Annotated in this window: 25 protein-coding genes; 15 read left to right on the top strand and 10 right to left on the bottom strand. The window is 70.1% G+C overall.

The annotated features are described in order from the left end of the window. The first annotated feature begins 178 nt into the window (after positions 1–178). From TNCT1_RS36000 to TNCT1_RS17925, 3 genes are all read left to right on the top strand, one after another. On the top strand, positions 179–514 hold the full coding sequence (locus tag TNCT1_RS36000; RefSeq protein ID WP_216856639.1) for a hypothetical protein: 336 nt from the start codon (positions 179–181) through the stop codon (positions 512–514). A gap of 152 nt (positions 515–666) precedes the next feature. Then, a complete protein-coding gene (locus TNCT1_RS17930) occupies positions 667–984 on the top strand; it encodes a putative quinol monooxygenase (RefSeq protein WP_143633121.1) in 318 nt (105 codons plus the stop codon). Positions 985–1,086: 102 nt separating this feature from the next. Then, a complete protein-coding gene (locus TNCT1_RS17925; RefSeq protein WP_143633118.1) occupies positions 1,087–1,713 on the top strand; it encodes an isochorismatase family cysteine hydrolase in 627 nt (208 codons plus the stop codon). 93 nt (positions 1,714–1,806) lie between these two features. Here TNCT1_RS17925 and TNCT1_RS17920 read toward each other — a convergent pair whose 3' ends face one another. Beyond that, a complete protein-coding gene (locus TNCT1_RS17920) occupies positions 1,807–2,106 on the bottom strand; it encodes a hypothetical protein (RefSeq protein WP_235902684.1) in 300 nt (99 codons plus the stop codon). Positions 2,107–3,474: 1,368 nt separating this feature from the next. Here TNCT1_RS17920 and TNCT1_RS17910 point away from each other — a divergent pair. Both TNCT1_RS17910 and TNCT1_RS17905 read left to right on the top strand, forming a co-directional pair. Beyond that, the gene (locus TNCT1_RS17910; RefSeq protein WP_143633111.1) at positions 3,475–4,131 is read left to right on the top strand and encodes a YeeE/YedE family protein; all 657 of its coding nucleotides are present in this window, start codon (positions 3,475–3,477) and stop codon (positions 4,129–4,131) included. Next, a complete protein-coding gene (locus TNCT1_RS17905) occupies positions 4,131–4,547 on the top strand; it encodes a YeeE/YedE thiosulfate transporter family protein (RefSeq protein WP_143633109.1) in 417 nt (138 codons plus the stop codon). Before TNCT1_RS17910 ends, TNCT1_RS17905 begins: the two co-directional genes overlap by 1 nt. A 92-nt stretch (positions 4,548–4,639) precedes the next feature. Here the strand turns inward: TNCT1_RS17905 and TNCT1_RS17900 are convergent, their stop codons facing one another. Further along, positions 4,640–5,890, bottom strand: coding sequence for a protein kinase (locus tag TNCT1_RS17900; RefSeq protein WP_143633107.1), 1,251 nt, complete (start codon positions 5,888–5,890; stop codon positions 4,640–4,642). 372 nt (positions 5,891–6,262) lie between these two features. Between TNCT1_RS17900 and TNCT1_RS17895 the strand changes: the two genes are divergently transcribed. Then, on the top strand, positions 6,263–6,640 hold the full coding sequence (locus tag TNCT1_RS17895) for an STAS domain-containing protein (RefSeq protein ID WP_143633105.1): 378 nt from the start codon (positions 6,263–6,265) through the stop codon (positions 6,638–6,640). An 812-nt stretch (positions 6,641–7,452) separates the two neighbouring features. On the opposite strand, the gene TNCT1_RS17890 is transcribed toward TNCT1_RS17895, so the two are convergent. After that, a complete protein-coding gene (locus tag TNCT1_RS17890; RefSeq protein ID WP_235902683.1) occupies positions 7,453–7,737 on the bottom strand; it encodes a helix-turn-helix domain-containing protein in 285 nt (94 codons plus the stop codon). Between TNCT1_RS17890 and TNCT1_RS17885 the strand changes: the two genes are divergently transcribed. Next, entirely contained in the window at positions 7,721–8,080 is a 360-nt protein-coding gene (locus tag TNCT1_RS17885; RefSeq protein WP_235902681.1) for a zinc-binding dehydrogenase, read from the top strand. The two genes, TNCT1_RS17890 and TNCT1_RS17885, sit on opposite strands and share 17 nt — an antisense overlap. Before the next feature lie 76 nt (positions 8,081–8,156). Here TNCT1_RS17885 and TNCT1_RS17880 read toward each other — a convergent pair whose 3' ends face one another. After that, positions 8,157–8,780 carry a TetR/AcrR family transcriptional regulator gene (locus TNCT1_RS17880; protein ID WP_143633100.1) on the bottom strand — a complete coding sequence of 208 codons (624 nt, stop codon included), beginning with the start codon at positions 8,778–8,780 and terminating at the stop codon, positions 8,157–8,159. Between the two features lie 76 nt (positions 8,781–8,856). Here TNCT1_RS17880 and TNCT1_RS17875 point away from each other — a divergent pair, with 76 nt between their 5' ends. The 3 genes from TNCT1_RS17875 to TNCT1_RS17865 all read left to right on the top strand — a co-directional run bounded on the left by TNCT1_RS17875 (position 8,857) and on the right by TNCT1_RS17865 (position 10,545). Beyond that, complete coding sequence (locus TNCT1_RS17875) at positions 8,857–9,549, top strand: NAD(P)-dependent oxidoreductase (RefSeq protein WP_143633098.1); 693 nt, start codon at positions 8,857–8,859, stop codon at positions 9,547–9,549. 29 nt (positions 9,550–9,578) lie between these two features. Further along, entirely contained in the window at positions 9,579–9,950 is a 372-nt protein-coding gene (locus TNCT1_RS17870; protein ID WP_143633326.1) for a pyridoxamine 5'-phosphate oxidase family protein, read from the top strand. A gap of 61 nt (positions 9,951–10,011) precedes the next feature. Continuing rightward, positions 10,012–10,545, top strand: a complete 534-nt coding sequence (locus tag TNCT1_RS17865; protein ID WP_143633096.1) for a 2'-5' RNA ligase family protein — start codon at positions 10,012–10,014, stop codon at positions 10,543–10,545. Between the two features lie 190 nt (positions 10,546–10,735). Here the strand turns inward: TNCT1_RS17865 and TNCT1_RS17860 are convergent, their stop codons facing one another. From TNCT1_RS17860 to TNCT1_RS17845, 4 genes are all read right to left on the bottom strand, one after another. Further along, positions 10,736–11,242, bottom strand: a complete 507-nt coding sequence (locus TNCT1_RS17860; protein ID WP_143633094.1) for a DinB family protein — start codon at positions 11,240–11,242, stop codon at positions 10,736–10,738. A 140-nt stretch (positions 11,243–11,382) separates the two neighbouring features. Next, positions 11,383–11,769 carry a DUF4440 domain-containing protein gene (locus TNCT1_RS17855; RefSeq protein WP_143633092.1) on the bottom strand — a complete coding sequence of 129 codons (387 nt, stop codon included), beginning with the start codon at positions 11,767–11,769 and terminating at the stop codon, positions 11,383–11,385. 86 nt (positions 11,770–11,855) lie between these two features. Continuing rightward, positions 11,856–13,067: a hypothetical protein gene (locus tag TNCT1_RS17850; RefSeq protein WP_235902679.1), complete on the bottom strand. Its 1,212-nt coding sequence runs from the start codon at positions 13,065–13,067 to the stop codon at positions 11,856–11,858. Between the two features lie 538 nt (positions 13,068–13,605). After that, the gene (locus TNCT1_RS17845) at positions 13,606–14,481 is read right to left on the bottom strand and encodes a PIG-L deacetylase family protein (RefSeq protein WP_160160403.1); all 876 of its coding nucleotides are present in this window, start codon (positions 14,479–14,481) and stop codon (positions 13,606–13,608) included. A gap of 392 nt (positions 14,482–14,873) precedes the next feature. Between TNCT1_RS17845 and TNCT1_RS17840 the strand changes: the two genes are divergently transcribed. Beyond that, positions 14,874–15,326, top strand: coding sequence for a VOC family protein (locus TNCT1_RS17840; protein ID WP_143633088.1), 453 nt, complete (start codon positions 14,874–14,876; stop codon positions 15,324–15,326). A 68-nt stretch (positions 15,327–15,394) separates the two neighbouring features. Here the strand turns inward: TNCT1_RS17840 and TNCT1_RS17835 are convergent, their stop codons facing one another. Next, the gene (locus tag TNCT1_RS17835) at positions 15,395–16,579 is read right to left on the bottom strand and encodes a serine hydrolase (protein WP_174266339.1); all 1,185 of its coding nucleotides are present in this window, start codon (positions 16,577–16,579) and stop codon (positions 15,395–15,397) included. 96 nt (positions 16,580–16,675) lie between these two features. After that, positions 16,676–17,326 carry a TetR/AcrR family transcriptional regulator gene (locus TNCT1_RS17825; RefSeq protein WP_143633081.1) on the bottom strand — a complete coding sequence of 217 codons (651 nt, stop codon included), beginning with the start codon at positions 17,324–17,326 and terminating at the stop codon, positions 16,676–16,678. A gap of 108 nt (positions 17,327–17,434) precedes the next feature. Here TNCT1_RS17825 and TNCT1_RS17820 point away from each other — a divergent pair, with 108 nt between their 5' ends. The 4 genes from TNCT1_RS17820 to TNCT1_RS17805 all read left to right on the top strand — a co-directional run bounded on the left by TNCT1_RS17820 (position 17,435) and on the right by TNCT1_RS17805 (position 23,708). After that, positions 17,435–18,991 (top strand): long-chain fatty acid--CoA ligase, encoded by a 1,557-nt coding sequence (locus tag TNCT1_RS17820; RefSeq protein WP_143633079.1) that lies wholly within the window; start codon positions 17,435–17,437, stop codon positions 18,989–18,991. A gap of 14 nt (positions 18,992–19,005) precedes the next feature. Then, complete coding sequence (locus TNCT1_RS17815) at positions 19,006–20,175, top strand: acyl-CoA dehydrogenase family protein (RefSeq protein WP_143633077.1); 1,170 nt, start codon at positions 19,006–19,008, stop codon at positions 20,173–20,175. A gap of 162 nt (positions 20,176–20,337) precedes the next feature. Further along, a complete protein-coding gene (locus TNCT1_RS17810; protein ID WP_143633075.1) occupies positions 20,338–21,675 on the top strand; it encodes an MFS transporter in 1,338 nt (445 codons plus the stop codon). A gap of 86 nt (positions 21,676–21,761) precedes the next feature. Further along, positions 21,762–23,708 (top strand): alkyl/aryl-sulfatase, encoded by a 1,947-nt coding sequence (locus tag TNCT1_RS17805; RefSeq protein WP_143633073.1) that lies wholly within the window; start codon positions 21,762–21,764, stop codon positions 23,706–23,708. Positions 23,709–23,770: the final 62 nt, after the last annotated feature.

Raw genomic sequence — 23,770 nt, 5'->3', positions numbered from 1 at the left:
TCGGGCCGTCCCCACACCGTCGCGTCGGTCCGATGCCACACCGTCGCGTCGGCCCCACCCCGCACCGTCGTGCAACGCCGCATACGCTGGAAGCACGCGCCGCCCTAAGGGACCAGGGGGTCGTGTCGTGACCCACGCCCATCGCTTTCACCTAGAGGTGGAAGGTCACTCCGTCACCGTGCAGACACGCCATGCCGCACGCGAGACCGAGCTGCTCGTGGACGGCAAGGTGGTGGGCTACCAGCACGCTCACGCCGGACACCACGAAACCACGACCACGCTCGCTGCCGAACTGCCCGGCGATCCGCCCCAGCCGTTCCGCGTCACTCTGCGACCCGGTGAGACCCCCGAGCGTGCGGGCGACTGCGTGCTGGAGATGGCCGGACGCCGGCACCCGGTGCCCGAGCTGCCACTGACCCGGCCGGACACCACCCTGTCGGACACGGCTCGGCCCTCATGGCGTCCGGCGCGCAGGCTGCTGCGCAGGCTCCTGCGACACACGCACCGCCGGTGACCGACCTAGGGCAGAAGCGTGAGACTCAGTCGCTCCGATGGCGCGGACCGCCATGGCCAACGGGCGCTTCTTGCGGTGCTGGGTCCTGGACGCCGTCGGCGCGCGTGCCGCCGGCTCTGTGGTGAGACTGGGAGAGGCAGAAGGAGGCCTGAATGAGCCAGATGGCGCTTTGCGTCCGCTTCACGCTGCGTGACGGTGCCGGGGAAGAGTTCGACGAGCTGGTCCAGGAGGCCGTCGCGGCAGTTCTCGAACACGAGCCGGACACCCTGGTGTACGCCTGCAGCGAGGTCGAAGGAGCGCCGAACCAGCGCGTCTTCTTCGAGCTGTACGCCGACCGCGCCGCCTTCGACGAACACGGACGTCAGCCCCACGTCCGTCACTTCCTCAGCGAGAGCAAGAAGTACGCGGAGAAGACCGAGATCGACCACCTCCGGCCTTACGCCGGCAAGTTCCCCTCCCCACCCGCATAGCGGTACGCGCCGGTGCCGACCGTGCGTCTTGCCCGCGAGTCGCACGGTCAGCCGGCAGCCCGGGACCGATCCACCCCAGTGAGGCAGTCACGAGGAGCAGCCATGGCCACGACGTACGATCCTCGCCACACGGCCGTCCTGCTGGTCGACCCCTACAACGACTTCCTCTCGGAGGGCGGCAAGGTCTGGCCCCGTCTGGAGCCCGTGGCCCGTGCCGTCGGCCTTCTGGGCCACCTGCGGTCCGTGATCGACGCCGCCCGCGAGAGCGGCGTGCGCGTGGTGTTCGTACCGCACCGCCGCTGGGAGCCGGGCGACTACGAGACGTGGGACCACCCGACGCCCTCGCAGCGGAAGATCCAGGACGTCCACCACTTCGCCCGGGGCACCTGGGGCGGCGAGTTCCACCCTGACTTCCAGCCGCGGCCGGGCGAGGTGGTCGTGCAGGAACACTGGGGGTCGAGCGGGTTCGCCAACACGGACCTCGATATGCAGCTCAAGCAGCACGGCATCAGCCATGTCGTGCTCGTCGGCGTCCTGGCCAACACCTGCGTCGAGGCGACCGGGCGTTTCGCCATGGAACTCGGCTACCACGTCACGCTGGTCACCGACGCCACCGCGGCCTTCAGCCCCGAGATGATGCACGCCGCTCACCGGCTCAACGGCCCCACCTACGCCCAGTCCCTAGTCACCACGGACGAACTCGTCGCCGCACTCGACGGCTCCCGGTGAGCACCGTCGGAGACAGCCGGCTGCCGCAGACGCAGGACGCGGAGCCGTCTCGACGCGGACGTCACGACGCCGAACAGCACGGCTGGACCGGGATCACGGCGTGCCGCCGCTGCCCTTCGCCCTGCCGCCGGCGAGCTGGCCCACCAGCATGACGATGATGCCGGCAAGGAGCATGGCGGCGCCGATCAGCGTTCCCAGCGGCCGAGCGTCGGAGTCGCTGATCATCAGACTGAAGACCAGCTGCCAGCTCAGCGCGAAGGCCACCACCAGCTGCCCCCAGCCGTAGAGCCGCGGGGCCCCGACATGGGGCCGGTTCATGGGGAGCACCCAGCCACGGGTGACCGCCGCTAGGCCGGAGGCGGCTATGAGCAGCACGATCAGGACAAGAGGCACTGCGAGGTACAGCTTCACGGATTCCCCCTGCGCACCTGAGCCACAGCCGACCAGAACATGATCATGACACCGGCCGCATCGCCCGTCCACAGTCATGCAGGTCCGGGCCGGGGCATCTCACGCTGAGGTCAGGCCGGAGTCTTGATCCAGGCGACGAGCCGGGTCCACCAGCCGCCCTCGGCGCCCCGGCCGGCCGGTGCCCGTCTCGTCCGAGGTGACGGTTCCTCCGTGCGTGCACTCGTGCCTGGCGTCGACTCGCACGTGCATCGCTGATGCGTCGGCACGCCGGCGAGTACTTGCTCCACGTGTCCTCCGCAGCCCTCATAGGTCGCCTTCCGGCATGCCCTGCAGACAGCACGTCGGCACATGGTTTCCTCCGTTGAAGCAGACCCTGATGTACGGCTCAGTAATATCAACAGTTTCGTCACAACTGAAATTCACATTTCCACCACAACGAGCCTGTGAATGGGCACGGTCTCCACGAATCACCGGTCCCTACGACATCGGGACCGACCGTGACGGCAATTCAATCCCCCATCCGACCTCGCCATTGGTCGCCCTTATCCGACTATTGGGGACGCGAAGGCCTGGGTGCCGCGTGGCGCATCTCACCCAGCGAGGTCGACCGGTCACGTTGGCAGGTCCTCCTGAGGTTGCCCGGGGCACCGGCGCAGTGGTTCGATCACGCCCGGCCGAGAAATGGAGCAGACGTTCCGCATTGTCAGGCCGTCACCGCGCCATTCGGGGATCGTCGGCCTGGCGCGGCGAGGGCATGGAACCGAGAACGGGCAGACCGCTCAGTCGAACGGGTGGTGTGTGCCAGTCAGAAGGGAGCAACGTGAGTTGCTCGCACGCCGCAGGGTGTCCCCTTTTCCCCTTGCTCAGATCGAGCCTGCAAGGGTGGCGCGACTACTACTGCGACAGCGAGGATCACTGGCGCGGTTGCGCGCGCTACGAGATGTCGCTCACCGGGGAGCGTGTGCCGATCAGCCTGCTGCCCAACGGCGCCCGCGCGCGGCACCTCGAGGACGCGGCCGGCGACACGGACCGGTCCGGCGCGGGCGACCCGCGGCAGGGGCCACCGCAGGCCCCGCCGCCCCAGCAGCGTCCGTGGTCACCGGAGAGTACGTCCTGGTCGCAGCCCGAACCGGTGCTGCCGCCACAGGCGTCCGGCCCCGCGGCCGCGGCGTCGGAGACCGGGAGTTGGTTCGGGCCGGCGTCCGCGCCGATCCCCGTCTCGGTACACCGGCCGTCACCGTCCCCGCAGTTGCCCCAGCCTGAGGACCCCCCGTCCCGGCGTGCGCGGCGAGGAAACAGCTCGAAGCGCGGCGTGTGGGCCCGCTTCACCGAATGGATGGGAGGCCCCGCATGAGCGGCTACTGGCCCTGGTGGGCCGGCGCTGCCGGGCTCGCCTTGATCACCATCAACTACGCCCTCACCACGGACCGGTCCTTCGGGGTGTCGTCCGCCTGGGACCGCGTGCTGCACTGGCGCAGGGAGCGGCAACTGGAGAAGATGGACGAGGAGTTCACCGACGAGCGTGCGCTGGCGGAAGCCCTCGCCGCGGCCACGGCGGAGCACTTCGGCACCAGCCCGGGCGCGCCCGCGGTGCCGCCGGGTGCGTACGGGACGTCGCAGCCACTCGAAGCGGAGGCCGAACCGACGGCACGTGAGGACATCCCGGTCGCCGGTCCGGGGCCGGCCCCGTTGGTCACCCAGGCCGCCCTGCTGGTGTCGATCTTCGTCGGCGGGCTGATCGCCGCGCTCACCTCCGGCCGGTTCCATCTCCGCTTCGACATGGGCCCGGGTTTCCGCAGTCTGGTCACCGCCGATCCGATCACCATGCTCGTCCTGCTGTTCGTCGGTGGCGTGCTGGTCGGCTTCGGCACTCGGCTGGCCGGTGGGTGCAGCTCCGGTCACGGACTCAACGGCTGCGGTCGCCTGCGCCCGGTCAGCCTGGTCGCGACCGCCGTGTTCTTCGGTACCGCCGTCGCGGTGTCGTTCCTGCTGTGGAAGGTGATCTGATGCGTACTCGGGGCGCGATCCTGCTGGCCAACATCATCACCGGACTGGCTCTCGGCTTCACGGTCTCCAACATCGGCTTCGGCGACTACAGCGAACTGAACCGCATGTTCACCTTCCAGGACACGCGCATGCTGTTCTCCTTCGCCGGCGCCGTCGGGATCATCGTGTGCGCGTTCGCTCTGCTGCGGATCCGCCGCACCCCGGGGCGCATCCACGCCGGTGTGGTCCCGGGCGCCGTGTTGTTCGGCACGGGCTGGGCGATCTCCGGCGGGTGCCCGGCGATCCCGATCATCCAGGTCGCCGGCGGATACCTGCCCGCCTTGGTCACCATCGTCGGCGTCGCCGTCGGCATCAGGCTGTGCCGCTGGGCCAACGCCCGCTACTTCCACCTCGACCGCGGTTCCTGCGGCCTGTGACCAGCACGCCGTAGCCACTCCCCCACCGCTGCGACGGCGGGGCAGGACTGGCAGGGGTGGCGCGGGGCCTGCTGTGTCGCGGTCGGCACGGTTCAGTGGTCGGAGTGCCGTCCCTTGCCCTTCCCTCGTCCATGTCCGTCCTTGCCTCCGTGCTTACGGTCGTCGTCGCGCTCCCGCCCGGGCGGCACGGTGACGGCCGACGTGGCAGTGGCTGCGGCCGGGGACGGTGCCGGCGTCGCGGGCACAGTGGTGACCGCAGCCGGGGTGACCGTCGCCGGGGCGGGCGAGGACGGCGACGCGGGGGCGTCGTCGCCGGAACGCATCGACGCTCCCAGCGCCGCTGCGGCAGCGAAGAGCCCCAGGCCGATGCCGCAAACAGTGGCCCGGGTGGCCAGTTGGCGGCGGCCGCGCGGGCGGGAGTGCGTCGCGCTCCGGGATGGACGGGGCCCTGGTGCGGGAGCGGAGGTCACGGGCGCCGGGGGCGTGCTCGTGGTACTGCGCGGGGCGGGCGGGGTCGGCGTCCGGTGAGAGCCGGCGAGCCAGTAGGCCGCCTGCTCGGCGGTGGGCCGGTGGGCCGGGTCCTTGGCGAGCAGGAGCAGCACGTAGTCGGAGAGCTGCTGCGGTATCCCCGGGCGCAGCCTGCCGGGCGGTGCCGGAATGGCGTCGACGTGCTGCTGCAGCACGGCCAGCGAGGTCGCGCCGCGGAACGGAGGCCTGCCCGTGAGGAGTTCGTACAGCACGCAGCCGAGGGAGTAGACGTCGGACGCGGGCTGGGCGGGGCGCCCGAGGGCGCGTTCGGGAGCGAGGTAGTCGGCGGTGCCGAGGATCTTGCCGGTGGCGGTCAGGGTGCTGGCCGCCTCGTCGGCGAAGCGGGCGATCCCGAAGTCGGCGATCTTCGCTGTGCGGTCCGCGCTCAGCATCACGTTGGCGGGCTTGATGTCCCGGTGGATCACTCCACGCTGGTGCGCTGCGGCCAGACCGGCTGCCGCCTGGGCGACGACGGCCGCCGCGTCCTGCGGGTTGAGTACCCCGCGCAGGGACCGTTCCTGGGCGAGGGTCCAGCCGTCGACGAGTTCCATGACCAGGTAGAACTGGCCGTGCTCGGAACCGAAGTCGTACATACCGACGACATTGGGGTGGTTGAGCCGGCCCGCGGTCTGCGCCTCGAGACGGAAACGCTCGGCGTCCGCGGCCATCTCCTTGTGCAGCAGCTTGACCGCGACGAGGCGTCCGAGAAGCTGGTCGGCGGCCCGCCACACCTCCCCCATCGCCCCGCGCCCCAGCCGTTCCTGCAACTGATAGCGGCCCGCCAGCAGCCCTTGCACACCCACCCCGATCGACACAACGCTCGTACTTCCGCGGCCCCCGCCCCAAGCCTTCGAACGCACCCCTCACGGGGCAGGCAGGGCAGGCCCGGTTACGGGGGGAAACCAGGCCTGCCCCTGAGGCGCCCGTTTGCCTCCCCCCTGAGGCTGGGCGCCACGACCCCGCCAGGGGTCACTCGGATCAGCGCGCGACCCGACAGGAGTGTCACAGGCTGACGGGGATGATTGCAAGATCAACACCTCTATGGAGACGCGCACGGACAGCCGTCACGGCTTGATCACCGAGTGATGTACGACGCCCGTGCGTTATCTCCGTCTCACCCGGGCATCACCCGATGCATACGGGGCAGCGATTCCGGATGAAGGCCTGGATGTGCCAGGATCACCGACATGGCTGAGGAAGAAGTGGTGGACACCAAGAAGGCCGAGCAGCCGTTGCAGTTGTCCATCGTGGCCACCGCCACCGACGGGATCAACGTACTGGCCGTGGCCGGAGACATCGACCATCACACCGGTGTCGCGCTCAGCCGGGCCCTCGACCTCTCCGGCACGCCCCGCCCCCGAGTCGTGGTGGACCTGCGCCAGGTGGCCTTCATGGACTCCAGCGGCATCAACATCCTCATCGCCGCACACCGCGCCCTCACGGAGGCCGGCGGCTGGCTCCGCCTGGCAAGCCCGACGGGTATGGTGCTGCGCACCCTGCAACTCGTCGGCGTCGACACCGTCATCGACTGCCGGGAAACCCTCGACCAGGCGCTTGCCGGCTGACCCCTCACCCGCCGGCGCTGGAGCAAGGCAGGCCCCTGGCCGGCCCGCGCACGGGTCTCGACGGGCGAAGGGCCGGCGGTGGACAGCCGGTCACTCGGACGGGTCGGTGTGGGGCCGAAGTTGCTGCCAGCAACGGTGGACGTGCTGTTCGGCCTCTCGTACGGCGTAAGAAGCGACCTCGTCCGACGGCACGGCGGCCAGGCGACGCGTCCCGGACCCGGGCTTCGTGACACGCCGCGGAGGACGGAAGAAGGGCGCGCCGCGGCTGCGGCCGGTGCGGTACAGGACCGCGGCCCTGGCGAAGAGGATCGCGGCGATGACTGCTGCGGCTGTCAGTGTGGTCGCCGCGTGCTGATGTGGCATGGGTGCGGGCTCCGTGCGGCGCGGGCGGTCGGCGTCACACCGCGCGGCGGCTGCCGGGCCGCCGCGTGCGGGCTGCACCACGGACGCGGGAGCAACTGCCGCCGAACTGCCCGGCGGTGCCGGGGGTATCGACATGCGCTCGCCGCCCGGGCGTCGAGCCGGGGGTCGTGGTGGACGTGCCGGGAAGGCTCGTCGGTGTGTCGGTCGGCATGCGCGATCGCTCCCGAAACGGTCTGAGGGGCGGCGGCCCCGAAGACGGCGTGTTCCGGAGCCGACCCCAACGGTGCTGTCAGGGTTCGCCACGCGAGGGAGCACCGCGACCGCTGGACGGAGTCGGCGGCCCGGGTCTTCCCGCTGGGCGCGCGCCTCCGGTCCGAAGCACAGAGCTCACCTGCCCGCCCGCTCCCCCGGCAAACCGCAGGCCGCTGCGCTCACCGATGTGATCGGCGTCAGGCCTGAGCGATCTCGTCGACGTGGTTCTCCACCCACAGCCGAAGGTGCGCCAGCGGCTGTGCCACGCTGCGCCCCAGGTCCGTCAGCGAGTACTCCACGTGCAGCGGCACCGCGGGGTAGACCGTCCGGTCCACGAAGCCCTTCTCCTCCAAGCGGCGCAACGTCGAGGTGAGCACCTTCGGGCTGACGCCCTCCGGGCGCCGCTGCAGCGCCCCGAACCGTTGCGGCCCCTCCTCCATCGCCCCGATGGCGAGCGCCGACCACTTGTGCGTCTTCAGCACCGCCGGCACGGACAAGAACCTGGCCGCGTACGCGGACATCCTCAGGCCGCTCGGACGGCTCGTGGCCATCGACGACTTCGGTCCGGTCGAGATCGGCCTGCTGAAGTCCAAGAGCATCTCCTTCCACTGGGAGTTCATGTTCACCCGCTCGCTCCACCAGACGCCCGACCAGGCGGTGCAGCGGCACATCCTGAACCAGATCGCCCGCCTGGTGGACGCCGGGATCATCACCACCACGGCGACCACCGACCTCGGCACGATCAACGCGGAGCACCTGCGCGAGGCCCACCGCATGCTGGAGTCGGGCAGGACGATCGGGAAGATCACCATGACCGGCTTCTGAGCCTGCACTCCCTATCCGGGGACCGCGCGGACCGCCGACGGGTGATGAGGGCGGACGGCGGGTCACCGTAGGCCGGTCAGTGCCGTCGGCCTGGGCCGGTGGTTGTCCCCGTGCGCGGTCTCGGGGCCAGTGCCGCGCGCAGCGCCGGGGTGAGGACGTGCCGGGTCTCGGACGGGGTGAGGGCGGCGGGAGTGGGGAGGGGGTTGACGTAGCGGGTGTAGATGAGGCCGCCGAGGACGGTCACCACGGCCGTGGCCCGGGCGGTCGCGTCGAAGCCGCCGAGAAATTCAGCAAGCGGGGCCAACAGCTCGCGTTCCAGGTACTCGCGGATCACCTCCGCGGCCTCGTCGCCCTGACCGGTGAGCCGTCGGAAGTCGGCGTCCTCCCAGAGGTTCGTCACCGCGTCGATCAGCCGGCCGGGGAGGGTGGCCGGGTCGCCGCCGAGGACGGTGTCCACTGCCAGCGCACTGGCGCATTGGAACTGCATGACCTCTGCGAACAGGCCCTTCTTCGAGCCGAAGTGGTAGGCGATGAGCGCCGAGTCGACCCCGGCAGCCCCGGCGACCGCGCGCACCGTGGTGCCCCGGTAGCCGCGCTCCAGGAACAGCGCACGGGCCGCCGACACGATCGACTCGCGGGTCGGCGGGTTGCCGCGGGGGCGGCCTCGGGTCCGGGCGGCGGCTGGAGCTTGGTTATTCATCGGCGTTGAGCCTGCTTTTCGTGGTCGGCACAGTCAAGGCCGTCCCGCGAACCTCACGAAGGAATGACCCGACATCATGCGTATCGCAGTCTTCGGCGCCAACGGACCGACCGGCCGCCACCTCACCGACCAGGCCCTCGCCGCCGGCCACGAGGTCGTCGCCGTGACCCGCCGCCCCGGCTCCCTCGCCGAGCGGCCCGGCCTCACCGTGACCGTCGCCGACGCCACCGACCAGGCGGCCGTCACCGCCGCGCTCGACGGCACCGACGCCGTCCTGTCCGCGTTGGGCGCGCGCTTCAGCAAGGACACGATCACCACTTACTCGGCGAGTGCCATGGCCATCACGGGGGCCATGGCACGCCATGGCGTCAAACGGCTGCTCGCCGTCAGCTCCAGCATCGCCGACCCGCACTGGCGCCCCACCGGCGCGCACTTCTTCAACCTCGTGCTCGACCCGTTGGTGAACCGACGCCTCGGTCGCACCCTTCACGAGGACATGCGCCGCATGGAGACCCTGATCCGCCGGACGGACCTCGACTGGACCCTCGTCCGGCCCTCCGGCCTCTTCGACCACCCCACCGTCACGGCCTACCGCACCGCCGAGACCAGCGCCGACGGCGTGTTCACCGCCCGCCCCGACCTGGCCGCGAGCATGCTGCGCGAGCTGGAGGAGCGGCGGTACGTGCGCACGGCCATGGGCGTCATCACCACGGCTGTGAAGCCGAACATCGCCAAGCTGATCTGGAACGAGGGCGTGAAGAAGAAGTGAGCCGGGCGGCAGTCGAACTCCCCTCCCGCATGCGGGCCTTCCTCACATGCGCCCGCACGGCCACTCTCACCACCCTGCGCCCCGACTGCACGCCGCACGTCACCCCGGTCCGCTTCACCTTCGACCCGGCCTCGGCCCTGGCCCGGGTGACCACCCGGGCAGGGGCCCGCAAGGCCCGGAACGTAGCCGCGGACGGACCGGCGGCCCGTGTCGCGCTCTGCCAGGCGGACGGCTCGCGCTGGGTCACCCTGGAAGGCCGGGCCGAGGTCACCGAAGACCGCGGGCGCCTGTCCGAGGCCGTCCGCCGCTACGCAGCCCGCTACGGCACGCCCCCGCCCGCCCCGCTCGACCTGGTCGTCATCGAGATCACCGTCGACCGCGTGCTGAGCCTCAATATCTGAAACCCCTGTGGCGCGTCCCCCGCACACCGAAACCGCTGGCGGTCGCCGGTAGGCTGCGGCGGTGCGCACGGTCGAGCTCCTCTTGGACGAAGCGGCGGAGCTGACGGTCCGGGAGGCCTGGCGGCGGCTCGCGGACGCCGACCTGCCCAGCCAGGCGCGGCACCGCTCACCGACCAACAGCCCGCACCTCACCCTGGCCGCCTGTCCGGAGCTGACCGCCCCGATCCGCTGGGAGCTCGCCGGGGTGGCCGCAGCTCTGCCGCTGCCGGTGCGGTTCACCGGTGTGGTCCGCTTCGAGCGGCCGACCTCGGTTCTGGCCTGGGCGCTGGACCTGGACGCCGCGCTGGCCGTCCTGCATCGCCAGGTGTGGGAGGCGGTGGCCTCGGACAGCCCGCCCGAGACCCTCAACCCCTTCCACGAGCCTGGGCGCTGGAGCCCGCACATCACCCTCGGCCGCACCCGGCGCGCCGGCGCCTTCACCGGCCGGCGCGTCCCCGAACTGCTGCCTGCGCCACCGCTGTCGGTCCGTCTCACCACTCTGCGCAGCTACGACACCGAGACCGGAGCTCTGGAGGTGCTGGAGCCTCGGCCCTGAGTGCGACGCAGGGTGACCGCGTCTCCGAGCGTCGCTGGACGCTAACCTCTTCCACAGCACGGTCACCGTCACCGTCACCTCGATCCGGCTCCGGCTCCGGCTCCGGCTCCGGCTCCGGCTCCGGCTCCGGCTCCGGCTCCGGCTCCGGCTCCGGCTCCGGCTCCGGCTCCGGCCATGATCTCCGCCAGGTCTAGTCGCCGGTCGTGCCGTCGAGCATCTCGCGCAGGATGTCCAGGTGGCCGTTGTGACGGGCCGTCTCCTCGGTGAGGTGGAGGAGGATCCAGCGCAGGTCGACATGGAGGCCGTCGCGAACGGCTCGCTGCGCCTGCTTGTCCAGGCTGGTCCCGGCGACCAGTTCGCGGTAGCGGGCGCTCTGTTCGGCGTATTCGTCGAGCAACCGCGTGAGCGGGAAGTCGACGGCGATGCGCATCTCGCGGTCGGGATCCTCCTCGGTCCAGGGGCCCTGGTCCTCCTCGCCGAGGAAGACCACTTGGAACCAGTAGTACTCGACCCAGCGGAGGTGATTGACCACTCCGCTCATGGTCATCAGCGGTGAGCCCGGCAGAAGCGCCTTGCGTGCGTTCTCCGCGGAGACGCCCTCGCACTTGGCGCGGGCGGTGTCACGTGCGTAGTCCAGGAAGGTGGTGAGCTGGGTGCGCTCGTCCCACGCGGGCGGTGTGTCATCGATTCTGGTCATCGTGCGAAGCGTCCCTGATCACCCCGACCAATGTCGAGGTGATTACCGACGGACCCGCCCTGCTCAACCCAACTCCTCGTGAGGCGGGTCGCTGCAGCGGTTCGGCGCCGTCGAGGCCGCCCGCCGTCCGAGATTCGCGGTCACACGCTGTCGGGCGGGACGGGTGTCGCCTGGTGGTAGTACATCTGCCACCCCGCATCCGCACCCTGCTTGCGCCAGAGCGAACTCCGCCGGGCCCGGCTTCCCTCCCAGGTGGTCTCGTAGGTGAGGTGGACCAGTCCGGGTGCCAGCAGGACACCGGTGAAGTCGGAGGGCTCATAGCGTGGACCGCTCTCCGCCGCACCGTCCAACTCGGGCAGCGCGGCCAGAATCTCGTCATACGTCCACCGCCGCCCCGAAGCGCCGACCTCGACGAAGTCCGGGTCCAGCAGCTGTCGGGCAAGGGCTCGTGAACTGCGCACACTGGGGTCCATGAGGCGCAGCTCGCCTGCGATGGCTTCGCGCACTTCATCTGTCTCTCGGCTCATGCGAGCATCTTCGCCCAAGCGGCCAGGCCCCTTGCGAACGGGATGCGGCGGATCACTGGCGACACGCCGACAGAGCCTTTCAACGATTACGTGCTGCGCTGGCTCTTGATATCCCAGAGGGTTCGTTCCACCGGGCCCGTCTGAATATCACGAATGCCGTACCGGAATTGTGCCTCCGATGGGGATGCCCCGGTGCCGCCGGGTGAGGTGACGGCTTCCATTATGTCTGCACCGTGCGCACCGAAGCGCCAGTAGACGGACAAGGTCCGGCGATCCCTCGTGTGCTCGTCGATCGCATTGCTTTCATGAATTTTTCCCTTGAAAACGAGCGCGTCCCATTCCTTTTTGTTGGTCACCCAACCAGGCGTGTCAGCGCCCCGCTGCCAGGAGTTGCCTTTGAATCGTAGGTTTTCCACACGCATCCGGTCCTTTCGCGCCAGGCTTGCGCTGGCGTAGAAGGTGACCTGGTCGTACGGCGTGTCCATGGGAAGTTGCAGGACCATGCGGGCGGAGAAAGTGCTACCGGGGTCTATCCACTGCCCGTAGGGCATCCATGGTTGCGCCTCCACCAACTCGCCGGGATGGTGGATCTCACGACGGGACAGCGGATTGGCGCCTTCGAACGACGACCACTGCTCGGAGTCTGTGCGCCACTGCTGGCGGAGTCGGTCCCGCCGGCTCAGCGGCACCCGTTGCCCCATGGCGTGGAATATGTCGCCGAGTACGTAGAAGGCGACATCGCTGTGATTCTCCATAGTGATGTCGACCGGCACGGAGAACGCCTTGCGATCCTTACTCATGACCGGAGTTCCGGTCGTCAGCTTGACGACCGGCTCCGACTCGCGCTGAGACGGCATGTACAGGTTCTGGTAGCCGAAATTTCCTACCGCGATCAGGGATGTGACGATGAGGGTCGCGGCCACCCGCTTCGGTGCCGGAATCACGACCGATGTCCGCCACACCGCGAAAACAGCCCCTATCGATCCTGCCGTGAGCGCGCAGAAAACCGCGCGGTAAGGTTCGGAATCGCCGTCCTTCAACATACCGGCCAGGAGCAGGACGTTGCTCAACAGGGCGACGAACGTGCTCACCAGCGCCACCGGACCGGAGTAGGGAAAGCTGTGCCATATCCAGTGGTCCAAGACGGCAGCAGCGCCCAGGAACGTGATGATGGCGCTCACGATGAGCGCCGCCCCGGTCATACGGCCAGGGAAGTTCAACGCGGATTCAAGGTCCTCCACACCGAAGTAGCCCAGCACCACGGTCGTCAGCAGGAGGACCAACAGACTCAAGGCCAAGCAGGCCCGCGACCTTCTGTGACTTGCCAGCATCCGTTGCGCCCGCTGACGCGAGCTGTTCGGAGCGTTGGCGGGGATCCTCACGTCATCACCTTCTGAAGTGACCTTGTGGCCGGCGTGACCGTACCCGCCCGGCGGCGAGCGGCGAAGGCTTTCGAGAAGGGGCGGGGGCGTATCCCGGGAGCGGTTCCGCGGGTGTCTGACGGCTGCTTCCAGCATGGCGCGTCGACGTTCGCCGGAATCACAGGACGCGAGGCTGTTGCGGGTGAGGCCGCGCTCAGGGATCGGAACCACCTTGATCGCCCCTCGCTCACCATCACTCCGGGTGAGCGTGCTCCGGAAGGGCCACGGAGGCCTCTGACCTCCAGTTTCATCCAGCGAGGCCGCTCCGTGCAACCGGACGGCAGGTGCTCGTGACGTCACGAGGCCGCCGCTGCCCTGCCGATGCCTCAGGCGCGGATCCGGTAAGCGTCGCGTGGTCGGCGCCGCGCCGGCTCCCGGGGCGAAGGCCCTACGGAGCCGGCCGGAACGTCGCCGTCTAGTGCCTGATGGGACCGGGCGTGTACCTCGACGGGATGGTGAACACGAACTCCCGGGGGTCTTCGTGGGCGCTCTCCATCTTGTCCGGCACGCTGTGGTAGCCGAGCGCGTAGAGGTTGCGGTCCGGAGCCCAGGTGTTGTAGCAGTAGATCGCCTTGCGCTTGATCGCCATGTGGGCCGACGGGATGTTCAGCACGTACGCGGCGCCGTTGGCGCGCTGGCTCTTGGGTTTGTCGTAGGCGTAGACGTAGTTGAACCGCACGTCCGTCAGCACGCCCTCGTTCATGAGGAAGTACGCCGCGTCCGAGAGCGCCTTGTGGGTGTCGGTCTCCTCCAGCCAGCCGGCGGTGAACTTGTGCGACGCTCCCGGGTACTGCTTCGCGAGCGCTTTGGTCTTCGCCTTGACCGAGTCCACGAAGCGGTAGTAGTCGTCCTGGGAGTTGTACGGGTCGTCCTTCAGCTTGAAGTTGATGACCTTGTCGACTCCGAGGGCCTTCGCCGAGGCCATGAACTCGGCGGTGCGGGCCGGCACGATCATGCTCGTCCCGTCCGTCGGCCACGACAGACCATGGTGGCCGCCGGCCGCGCACGGGTGACGGGGGTCCTCGGCGGTCAGCGGGCAGGGGTCCTGGTTCATCTTCTCCGCCAGCTTGTCGTTCTCCCCCTTGGACACGAGAACCAGGTAGACGGGCCGGCCGGCCGTCTTGTGCTCCAGGATGGAACCCGCCAGTCCCAGGGCCTCGTCGTCCTGGTGCGGGGAGTAGAAGATGGCCGGAGCCGCTGCCGCCGAGGCCTTCACCGGTGCCCACAGTGTGCTGCCGGCGAGCGCCGCGCCCGTCAGCCCACCGGCCGCCAGCACCTGACGCCTGCTCATCCGTTCCCCGTGTTCCGTCCCCATATCCGTTCCCCTCTGGTCTGTCCGGTTGGTCGGTCCGGCTGGTCTGTCCGGTCCCCGGCCCGTCGGGCCCCTGCCCCGACGGGCCGGGCCTGGCGGGACCCCCGCCCACGGCCGGCGCCCCGAGACCAGTCGACCATCGGCACCCCCGCTGTCCCAGGCAGTTCGCCCGGCAGGAATGCGGGCCGCTCCACTTCTGCCGGTCCCCCTCCCCCACGGCCGGCGGCGTACCGGCCCGTGCCGGTCCAGGGGTGCTCCGGCCCGCGTCGAGGCACGCACTCCACCGCGGCGAGGACGCCGTGTCCATCCGTACTACGGACAGCCGCCGGTCCATTATGAGAGGAAAGCCCCGATTCACCTGGAGGTCCTGCATGCACCGTGAGGGTTTTCCCGCCCCGGATTCCGGACTGCTCGTCACTCACTTCCTGACGGTGGCCGACGTGAACCGATCTCGCGCCTTCTACACCGACGTTCTGGGTGGCGAGGTGGTGCTCGAGGAGAACCCCTGCACCGTCAAGCTGGCCAACGGCTGGATCATCATGAACCCGGGCGGCGGCCCCACCCCGGACAAGCCGGGCGTCACCCTGCGTCCACCCGCCGACCCGAGCACGGTCAGCAGCTTCCTCAACCTCCGGGTGGCCGACATCGAGGCATGTCACCGGGAGTGGAGCGCCAAGGGGGCGGAATTCCTCACGCCGCCCATCGACCGCAAGGCCGAACTGCGGTGCTACCTGCGCGACCCGGACGGCTACCTCATCGAAGTGGGGCAGGCCACCGGCATGCTGCGGGGTATCTACGCGGACCCGCCGGCCGGTAGGGGCTGAGCCCCGGTCCGTGGAAGCAGGCCAGGTCCTGTCCGTGGAAGCCATGACCGCCTCGGACCACGTGCCCCCTACCCGTTGAGACGCTCGCCGATCGAGAGGAACGCCTGCACGAGAGGGACCTGCGGGACCGCCGGGGAGACCACCTGAGAGGCGTAGTGGACGACGACCAGGTCCAGCGCGGGCGAGACGAACAGGCGTTGACCGTGGATGCCGCTGGCCATGAAGGACCCGTAGGGGTCGTTCAGGATCCACCACAGATCGTGGTAGGAGAGGGCGGCCGGCGAGTCAGCCGGTGCCATGGGCAGGCGGACCCGGCGCGGGTAGCCGTCCGGGACACCCTCGACGAGGCTGGTCACCGCTTCCGGCAGGATCTGGCGGTCACCGACCGCCCCGCCGCAGCGGACCAGTTCGCCCAGGCGGGCCACGTCGCGCGCGGTGGCGCTGAAGCCGCCGCAGGCTGCCTCGGCGCCGTCCGCGTCGACCAGGTAGTACGCGTCCTCTTCAGCTCCGATCCGGGACCAGATCATCTCGGACATCAGCGCCGAGGTGCTGAGCCCGGTGATCCGCCGCAGGACCTCGGCGAGCGCCTCGACGTTGCCGTTCTCGTAGCGGAACTCCGTGCCGGGCTCGCCCGTGGCCCTGGCTGTGGCGAGGTGTTCGCGGATGGACGCGGGTCCCGAGTAGCCGTGGGGACGCAGTCGCGGAGCGAGGACGGCGAAGTAGCGCTGCGCCTCCAGGGCCTTGTCGTACGGGCGGCCGGCGTAGCTCATCCGCGTGCCCATGTGCAGGAGATGGTCGATCTGGGCGTCCCCGAAGGCGGTGCCGGACAGCTCGGGCACGTACTTGGCGACCTGGGCGCCGCGGTCGAGGTGTCCCTCGTGGGCGAGGGCCGCGGCCAGCAGGCCGAGATAGGACTTGGCGGCCGAGGCGTTGAAGTGCGGGACGTGCGCCTCGTAGCAGTGCAGGTACTGCTCGTGGACGAGTCTGCCCCGGTGCAGGACGAGCAGGGCGTCCGTCTCGGCCTGGGCGAGCAGTTCCGGCAGCGTGAGAGTGCGTCCGCGGGAGTCGGTGACGCTGAGGTCGTCGAGGGCCCGGGACGGTGACGCGGGCAGGTCACCGGGGCGGCCCCGGCCCCGCCAGACCCGGCGGCTGGGCATGATCTCCCGGCCTGCCGTCGTGTGTCGTCGTGCCCAGGCCGAGTCCGTGAATCCTCGTGCCCAGACGAGGTCGGCCAGTGAGTCCGTGCCGGTCACCTGTCGCTCCACTTGTTCGGGATCAGATCATTGCGGGATCGATACCGTACAAGCCGTTCGGAAACTTAAGAAGGGTCCGGCATGGCCCGAGCGCCGCTACCGGGGCTCGGCGCCCCGCACCCCGAGCAGGTCGACGGCCCCGGGTGCGTCCGCCGGGGTCAGCCCGGTGGCCCATACCCTTCCGTACACGGAGAGATCCCGCAGGTGGGAGGTGATCTGCTCGGCGGTGTAGCCCGTGTCGTTCTCGACCCACCAGCTCAGCACCGCGATGAGCTCGCCGGTCCACGCCCTGGCTACGATGTCGAGCGGAATCCTCGACTCCACGCCGAGCTGCTTCGCCCGGTCCCGGAAGGCCATCTCGGCGTGCGTGCGGATGAGTTCGGTGAACTCCCGCAGCGCCCGCCCGTCGCCTTCCCCTCGCAGAATCACCCGGTAGACGTCTCGCTCCCGGTCGGCGTGTTCGAAGATGTACTTGACGGGCAGACCGGTGAAGCCCTGGATGTGCGCCTGGCGGACGGCCGGCAGCAGGCGCTCGCGGTCCTGCGCGAGGTCGCGGACGATGCCGACGAGCAGGTCCTCCTTGTCCCGGTAGTGCGCGTAGAAGGTGGCCCGGCCGATGTCGGCCCGCTCGGTGATCTCCTCGACGGTGATGGACTGGAACCCCTTGTCCAGCACCAGTTCGACCAGGGCCTCGCGGAGCGCGGCACGCGTCCGCCGGACGCGGCGGTCTTCGGGCTTCATGTCCACTTCGATTCCTTCTCGTCAGGACCGTTGACCTGACCCTAGCGTTGCCCGTACGTTGCCGCACATCCCCACCACTACTGAACAGACTGTCTTGGAAATCAGGAGGCGGCGATGAATCTCGGGCGTTATGTGCGCAGGACAGCCGAGCACCATCCGGACGCGGAGGCGGTGGTCTGCGGCCGGATCCGGTTGACGTACGCGGAACTCGACGACCACAGCGACCGGCTGGCGGCCGCGCTCACCGTGATGGGGCTGAGCCGGGGGGAGCGTGTCGCCACGCTCGCGGCCAACCGTGCGGAGCTGGTCGTCACGGAGGTGGCGCTCTACAAGGCGGGCCTGGCCCGGGCGCCGATCAACGCCCGTCTCGGTGACGGCGAAGTCGCCCACCTCCTGAGGGAGGCCGACGCCCGCGTCCTGCTCACCGACGCCGCGCACCTGGACGCGGCGCGGCGGGCGGTGCCCGGTTCGGGCGTGAAATGCGTCATCGGCTACGACGGTCCCACCGACCTCGGTCCCGGCTACGCCGAGACCCTCGCGGCCACCTCCCGCGAGACCGTCGACGTGGAGTGCGCCGAGGACGACATCGCCGTCCTGCACTTCACCTCGGGCTCCACCGGGAAGCTCAAGGCGGCCGTGCAGACGTACGGCAACCGGCTGGCGCTGCTGCGCAAGTCGGTGATGAACCAGGCCACTAGGGTCGGACCGGGTGACCGGCAGATCCTGGCCGGGCCCGTCACGCACGCCTCCGGCATGCCGCTCATGGGCATCTTCTTCGCCGGCGGATGCGCCGTCGTGCTGCCGCGCTGGGACGCCGCGGAATTCCTCGCCACCGTGGAGCGCGAACGCGCGACCCACGCGTTCCTCGTCCCGACCATGGTCAACACCGTCCTCGCGCTGGAGAACGCAGCCGACTACGACCTCTCCAGTCTCCGCCATCTGCTCTATGGCGCGGCGCCCATGTCACCCGCCCGGGTCCGGGCGGCCTGGGACCTCTTCGGCCCCGTGCTCTGCCAGGGCTACGGCTGCGGCGAGACCACGTCCGGCGTGCTGTTTCTCTCCACGGAGGACCACCGCCGTGCCATCGAGGGCGAGGACGGGGAACTGCTGCTGTCCTGCGGCCGCCCGCTCGCCGAGGCGGAGGTACGGATCGTCGACGACCGCGGTGTCCGGGTGGCGGACGGCGAGATCGGTGAGATCGCCGTCCGGGGGCCCGACGTCGTGCCCGGCTACCACAACGAGCCGGAACTGACCGCGGAGAGCTTCCGCGACGGCTGGTTCCTCACCGGTGACCTGGCGCGGCGGCGCCGCGACGGGTTCGTCTTCATCGTCGACCGCAAGAAGGACATGATCATCTCCGGTGGCTTCAACATCTACGCCGTCGAGGTCGAGTCCGTACTGCACCAGCATCCCGGCGTCTTCGAGGCCGCGGTCGTGGGTGTGCCCGACGAGCGATGGGGCGAAGCGGTCAAGGCCGTCGTCGTTCCGCGGGCGGGGGTCACCCTCGACGCGGAGGAACTGGTGGCCTTCTGCGCCGAGCGTCTGGCGCGCATGAAGAAGCCCCGCTCCGTGGACATCGTCGACGCACTGCCCCACAACCCCAACGGGAAGATCGACCGCCGCGCCATACGCGACACCTACTGGTCCGGCGCGGAGCGCCGCGTCAACTGAACAAGGAACGCCTCATGCCCTACACCCTCGCGCCCAGTTACGACGACAACCCGCGCCTGCAGGACCTGGTGGGCCGGCTGCGTGCCTACCTGACCGACGAACTCCTCCCCTACGAGCGGGCACACGGCATCACCCCCGAGAGCAAGCTGGACAGGGCCACCCTGCAAGGCGTCTGGAAACGCAGCGCCGAGCTCGGCTTCTACGGCATCAGCCTGCCCCCGGAACTCGGCGGCCGGGGACTGAACTTCACCGAACTGTGCGCCCTCAAGGAGGAACTGACCGCCTCCGGGGCGGCCTTGTCCCACTCGGTCCTCGGCGACATGGGCGGACCGCTGCGCGTCGGCGCGCTCATCAGGTACGCCACCGACGAACAACGGGAGCGCTATCTTCTTCCGGTCGTCCGGGGCGAGCGCGCCTGCTGTTTCTCCCTCACCGAGCAGGACGCGGGCTCGGACGTGCGCCGCATGAGGACCACCGCGACGCGGGACGGCGACTCCTATGTGCTGAACGGGCACAAGGTGTTCAGCTCCGCCGCCCCGTTCGCCGACTTCGCGGTCGTCGTCGCCCGGATGGCGGACGGTGAGGAGACGTACAGCGCCTTCCTCGTCGACCTGGACACCCCCGGCTGCCGGGTGCTCGACGGCGCCGTGCCCATGTCGGGCCAGCGGATGGAAGGCGATCTCGTCTTCGACGACTGCCGCGTCCCCGCCGCGAATCTGCTCGGTGAGATCGGCCAGGGGCTGCGCATCGGCATCGGCCGCATCACCCTCAACCGACTGCTCCACTGTCCCTCCCTGATCGGTGCCGCACGGCGTGCCTGGGATCTGTCCGTCGCCCACGCGAAGACCCGCGTCGCGTTCGGACAGCCGCTGCTCGCGCTCCAGTCCATCCAGCACAAGCTCGCCGACATGGCCACCGACCTCTATGCGGCCCGGTCGATGGTCCTCGCCACCGCCGCGAAGGCCGACCGCGGCGAGAACATCGCGGTGGAGGCGAACATGTGCAAGCTCTTCACCGCCGAAGCGTGCTTCCGCACGGCGGACCAGGCCGTGCAGATCCATGGCAAGGACGGCCTGACCCGCGGTCACGAGGTGGAGCAGATCTTCCGGACCCTGCGCATGTTCCGGATCGTCACCGGCACGACCGAGATCCACAAGAACGCCGTCGCCAAGGCACTCGTCTGACCGGCGCCCCCGGGAGGCCGCCCGAGCCGGTGCTCCCCGGGGCCCGCTCCACCGTGTCCGGCCCGCGCCCGCCGCGGCTCCGGCCCGCGCCCGCCGCGGCTCCCTCGGCGCCGCCGGCGGTCCGCGCCTCCCCTGCTCGACCCGCCTCCGCAGGAGTCACTCATGGCACCACGATCCTCCGCGCCTCCCGCCGACCGTTCAGCCCGTCGGCCCGCCGCGCGACCACACGATCGCCGCCGCGCCTGGCTGGTCACGGCCATGATCGTCACGTTCATGGTCGTCAACTACGCCGACAAGTCGGTCCTCGGCCTCGCCGCCGTCCCGATCATGGACGAGCTGCACATCAGCAACAGCACCTACGGGCTGATCTCGAGCTCCTTCTATCTGCTGTTCAGCCTCTCCGGACTCGTCGTCGGTTTCTTCTCCTCCCGTATCTCCAGCAGACGCATGCTTTTCGTGATGGCACTGCTGTGGGCGGTGGCCCAGCTGCCCGTGCTGGTAGTGGCGGCGGTCCCGACCCTGGTGGCGGGCCGCGTCCTGCTGGGTGTCGCGGAAGGCCCGGCAGCCTCGATGTCCATGCACGCGCTGTACAAGTGGTTCCCTCCTGAGCGGCGCGGGCTGCCCTCGGCCCTGCAGATCGGCGGCGCCGCGATCGGCACGCTCGTCTCCGCGCCCGTACTCACCTGGCTCATCACTGATTTCGGATGGCGATCGGCCTACGCCGTCCTCGCCGCCGTCAGCCTGCTCTGGGCGCTGGTGTGGCAGCGGACGGGCCACGACGGGCCGTTCGACCGGGCACTCCCCTCACGAGCCGAGGGCGCACGGCCCGTTGGGCATCTGCCCTACCGCCGGCTGCTGCTCACCGGCACCGTGATGGGCAGCGTCGCCAGCGCCTTCGGGGCCGCCTGGGCGCTCGCTCTGGCCCACGCCTGGCTGCCCGCCTACCTCAGGACCCAGCTCGACCTGAGCCCCGGTTCGGTGGCGACCGCCATCAGCGCCGTCTCCGCCCTCAGCCTCGTCCTGCTGCTGACCGTCTCGCCGCTCATGGACGCCCTCAAGGCACGCGGGGTGTCCAGCCGCTGGTCCACCGGTGCCGCACAGGGGGTCGCGGTGTGTGTCGCGGGCTGTGCCATGGCCGTCTTCCCCTTCGCCGACGGCGCCGTGGTCCGCCTGCTGCTGATCGTGGTGGCGTTCGGCACGGTCGCCGTCGCGGTCCCCTTGCACTACGTGACCGCCGCCGAGGTCGTTCCCGCCGCCCAGCGCGGTGCCGTCTTCGGCATCGTCGCCGCGACGGGCACCCTCCCGGGCCTGATAGTCCCCTTCGTCACCGGTCGCCTCATCGACGCGGCGGACACCGCGTCCGCCGGCTACACGACCGCGTTCCTCATCGCGGCCGCGGTGATGCTGCTGGCGGGCGCCTCGGCCATCGCCGCCATCCGGCCGGAACGGGACGCGCGACGGGTCGGCCTGCACACGGAGCAGGCCCCCTCCCCGAACTGACGAAGGGCGCCGGGCGTCGTCACCGTCGCCCCCTCCCAGCTTCGACAGCTCCACCGCACGACCGACCTCGAGAAGGGTGCGCACCCATGAATCCGATGAACCGGCGCGGCTTCGTCGCCGCCGCCGCCGGCGCCGCGGCCGCGACCGTTCCAGTGAACGCGCAGGCATCCGCGGCGTCGCCCGGCCCCACGCCTGCCGGGACGCCGTCCCCTACGCACACCGGTGGCCTCCCCTACGACGACCTGGGCGATTTCGCCGACGCCGACCGCGGCTTCGTCAGGGCGTACACCGGCGGGCCGATCACCACGCCCTCCGGCGGCACCGCCTGGGACCCCGACGCCTACCGCTTCCTCACCGACGCCACCGAGGCCCCGCCCGCGACCGTCGACCCGAGCCTCTGGCGCCAGGCCAGGCTCCTGTCCCGCCAGGGGCTCTACGAGGTCACGGACCGGATCTACCAGGTCCGCGGCCTGGACCTGTCCAACATGACCGTCGTCGAAGGCGACACCGGCATCATCGTCATCGACCCGCTGACCTCAGCGGAGACCGCGGCCGCGGCACTCGGGCTCTACCGCGCCCACCGCGGGAACCGCCCGGTCAAGGCCATGATCTACACCCATCCCCACGTCGACCACTTCGGCGGCTGCCGGGGTGTCCTGCCCGACGGCACCGACGGCGTGCCCGTGCTCGCACCACGGGGCTTCATGGAGCACGCGGTCAGCGAGAACGTCTACGCCGGTCCCGCCATGTCCCGCCGTGCGGGCTACATGTACGGCACCAGCCTGCCCACCGACGCCGCCGGCCAGGTCGGCTGCGGCCTCGGACTGGCCGTCTCCACCGGCACCATCGGCCTGATACCGCCCACCCGGTACATCGAGACCACCGGGCAGGAGGTCACCCTCGACGGGGTGCGGATCCGTTTCCAGATGACCCCGGGTACGGAGTGCCAGGAGGAGATGAACCTGCTCCTCCCCGACCTGCGAGCGGTGTGCATGGCGGAGAACGCCACCCACACGATGCACAACATCCTCACCCTGCGCGGCGCCCAGGTCCGCGACGCGCACGCCTGGGCCGGATACCTGACGGAGTCGATAGGCCTCTGCACGGACGCTGCCGACGTGGCGTTCGCCTCCCACCACTGGCCCACCTGGGGCAACGAGAACATCGTCGCCCTGCTCACCCGGCAGCGGGACCTCTACGGCTATCTGCACGACCAGACAGTCCGCCTGATCAACAAGGGCCTCAACGGCGCCGAGATCGCGGAAAGCCTCCGCCTCCCGCCACAGCTGGAGCGGGTGTGGGCCAACCGTGGCTACTACGGCTCCCTCAGCCACAACGTGAAGGCCGTCTACCAGCGGTACATGGGCTGGTTCGACGCCAACCCCGCCCACCTGTGGGAACACCCACCGGCCGAGGAGGCGCGCCGGTGGGTCGAAACCCTCGGCGGACAGGCCGCCGTGCGTGAACGAGCCCGGCACTACAGCCGCCGGGGCGACCTGCGCTTCGCCGTCACCCTCCTCAATCACGCCGTCTTCAACGATCCGGCCGACAGCAGGGCGAAGCGGCAACTCGCCGCGCTCTACGTCCGTCTGGGCCGGGCCGCGGAGAACGCGGTGTGGCGCAACTTCTACCTCACCGGTGCGCAGGAACTCCTGCACGGAGCCGAGCCGGTCCCCAAGCCCACCACGGGACCGGATCTGCGCCGGGCACTGACGGTCGGACAGCTCATCGACGGCCTGGCCGTGCGCGTCGACGGACCCCGGGCGTGGTCGCTGCGTCTCGCGATCGACTGGCAGATCGGCGATGTCTACTGGCACCTACGGCTCGCCAACGGTGTCCTCACCTGGACCAGCGACGCGAGCCCCGACCCCGGCTCGGGGCTGACCATGGCGATGACCAAGTCGCAGCTCCTGACGCTGCTCGCCGGCAAGGGCACCGACGGCATCACCATGAGAGGTGACGACGCACAGCTGGCACAGCTCCTGTCGGTCCTGGAGACCCCGGACCCCGGTTTCCCCGTCGTCACCCCGTGAGCGCTGACGGCGTCCGGGATGCCCGCCGACGGGCGCGGCGACCGGACCGCCGGTGGTCCGCC

It is taken from the genome of Streptomyces sp. 1-11, from assembly GCF_007176755.1.
Lineage (GTDB): Bacteria > Actinomycetota > Actinomycetes > Streptomycetales > Streptomycetaceae > Streptomyces.
The sequence above is the reverse complement of the archived record's forward strand: the minus strand, read 5'-3'. Positions and strand labels throughout refer to the sequence as shown.